Consider the following 2,186-nt stretch of genomic DNA (forward strand, 5'->3'; position numbering starts at 1 on the left):
GCATTTAGTTTCATAAATCAGGGAAAAGTGTATCATGGTAGGAATAATGATCTGCCCCCGTTTTTACAGAAGGTTAGTAAGAGTATTTATTATCAGCCCAAAGATAAGTTATCTTTTATTATAAACACATCCTCATTTATTAATGGGGAAGAAGGTATAAATGAATCCGGGTTGGTAGTGGCAATGACCTTTGTTAAACCAAAACCGGACGAAATTAAACCAGGTATTAATTCAGTATTTTTAGTTCGTTATATTCTGGAAAGTTGCCGAAATGTTGCAGAAGGAATAGAAAGTCTGAATAAGCTGCCCATTGCCTCAAGTTGTAATATCATTCTAACAGACAAAAAAGGCGAGATGGTAGTTGCCGAATGTAATCCGGAAAAAGTCCATTTAAGGTACCCGTTAAAAAATAAGAATGATGAAGAATTTATTATTACTGTTAATCATTTTACTTCAGATGTTATGCAAAAACATGATGCAAGCCAAAGAAATGTTTATTTTTCAGCAGAAAGATATAAAAATGCATATGATGCCTTAAAAAATATCAATAATGATGATAGTATTCACTATGTCAAAAATATTCTCAGAGGCGAATATGGATTCATGTGCCAGTATAAAAAAGATTTAAACTTTGATACTGTCTGGTCATCAATATTTGATATTACAGGAAAAAAGATACTAAGGGCAGAAGGTAATCCTCGGAGAAATAGATATATTATTGACAATAGATTATTTGACAAATTTAATTAATCATAATATATATAAAATTTATTACTTGAATATTTCATTTATTGTACATTGTAATTGAGGAAGAATTGTGGAAGGAAAAAAATACAAGGCAATTGTTTGCAAAACAGCTTTAAACAGGCTTAAGAGAAGAATACCTTATAGATGGGACTTGAATATCTATCGGGGCTGTGAACATGGATGCAAATACTGTTATGCGGTTTATTCTCATGATTATTTCGGCGCAAGGAACTACTATAATGATATTTATGTAAAAACCAATATAGTAGAGCAGCTGGAAAAAGAATTGAGTGATTCAGGCTGGGAAAGGGAGATAGTAAATATCGGGGGAGTAACAGACAGTTATCAACCGGCAGAAGAATATTATCAGATGATGCCGGAAATTTTAAAACTTCTTATTAAGTATAAAACCCCGGCAATTATTTCTACTAAATCGGATTTAATTTTAAGAGACTTTGACTTAATTGATGAATTATCAAGATTAACATATATTAATGTGGCTTCAACAGTTACCACAACTGATGAAAAATTAAGGAAACTGATTGAGCCCGGAGGAGTCAGTTCGAAAAGACGTTTCGAAATGCTTAAAGCGTTCAGAAAAACCAATGCTTCTGTTGGATTGCATGTGATGCCGATAATTCCATTTCTTACAGACAGTTATAAAAATATTGATTCACTTTTTAATATGGCAAAATACAGTGATGTTCATTATGTCTTAACCGGTACTATGTATTTAAGGGGAAAAACAAGGGCAATCTTTTTTGATTTTATTAAAAAGGAATTTCCGAATCTTTATCAGAAATATATTGTACTGTATAAAACAGGTGGAGCTAATAAGGAATACAAAAGTTCATTATATAAAATTGTTAACGAACTTAGAGAAAAATATTGTCTTTCCTCCAGCTATTCAAGGGTAATAAAAGAAAAACTAAAATAGGCAACAATGGTAGCTTAATAATGGAATAAAAATAAAAAATATTTGACATTATTATAATATTTAATTAATATATTCAGAAATATAAAAAAACGGGTTTATATTATCCAAATAATTTTTTAATAATATTTATATTAAATTAAAACTTTAATATAAAGGAGGAAATAAAGATGAAACATGATGATTGGTACACAAATCTGCCCCTTTACAAGAAGGAGACAATGCAAAACGAATTAAATTTTGTTAATTGGGATCTGTTATCAGATACACAGAAGCAAAATTTTTACAATGAGAAATTGTCTGAACAATACATAGATGGGCCTGTGGAGTTTTACAGAGAAGAAGAATGGACAGAATAACATAGAAAATACTTCAAATATAAAGACACTTTCAGATATTTTTTTCGATGACAGTTATAACCTACTGTTGTTTCCTGCCTGTTAGATGGTTCTCCTTAGAAATCAAAAATTGCTTTTTTTATTTACCAGATAGATAATAAAAACAA

Annotated in this window: 3 protein-coding genes; all 3 read left to right on the forward strand. The window is 30.1% G+C overall.

All coding sequences use genetic code 11. The features are described 5' to 3' along the window. Positions 1 to 750: C45 family autoproteolytic acyltransferase/hydrolase (locus PHQ99_06685; GenBank protein MDD4289257.1), on the forward strand; the 750-nt coding region annotated here is incomplete at its 5' end. 67 nt (positions 751 to 817) lie between these two features. After that, the gene (locus PHQ99_06690) at positions 818 to 1,684 is read left to right on the forward strand and encodes a radical SAM protein (protein MDD4289258.1); all 867 of its coding nucleotides are present in this window, start codon (positions 818 to 820) and stop codon (positions 1,682 to 1,684) included. A gap of 167 nt (positions 1,685 to 1,851) precedes the next feature. Continuing rightward, positions 1,852 to 2,040 (forward strand): hypothetical protein, encoded by a 189-nt coding sequence (locus PHQ99_06695; protein MDD4289259.1) that lies wholly within the window; start codon positions 1,852 to 1,854, stop codon positions 2,038 to 2,040. Positions 2,041 to 2,186 lie beyond the last annotated feature (146 nt).

The organism is Atribacterota bacterium (assembly GCA_028703475.1).
Classification (GTDB): Bacteria; Atribacterota; Phoenicimicrobiia; order Phoenicimicrobiales; family Stramentimicrobiaceae; genus JAQVMU01.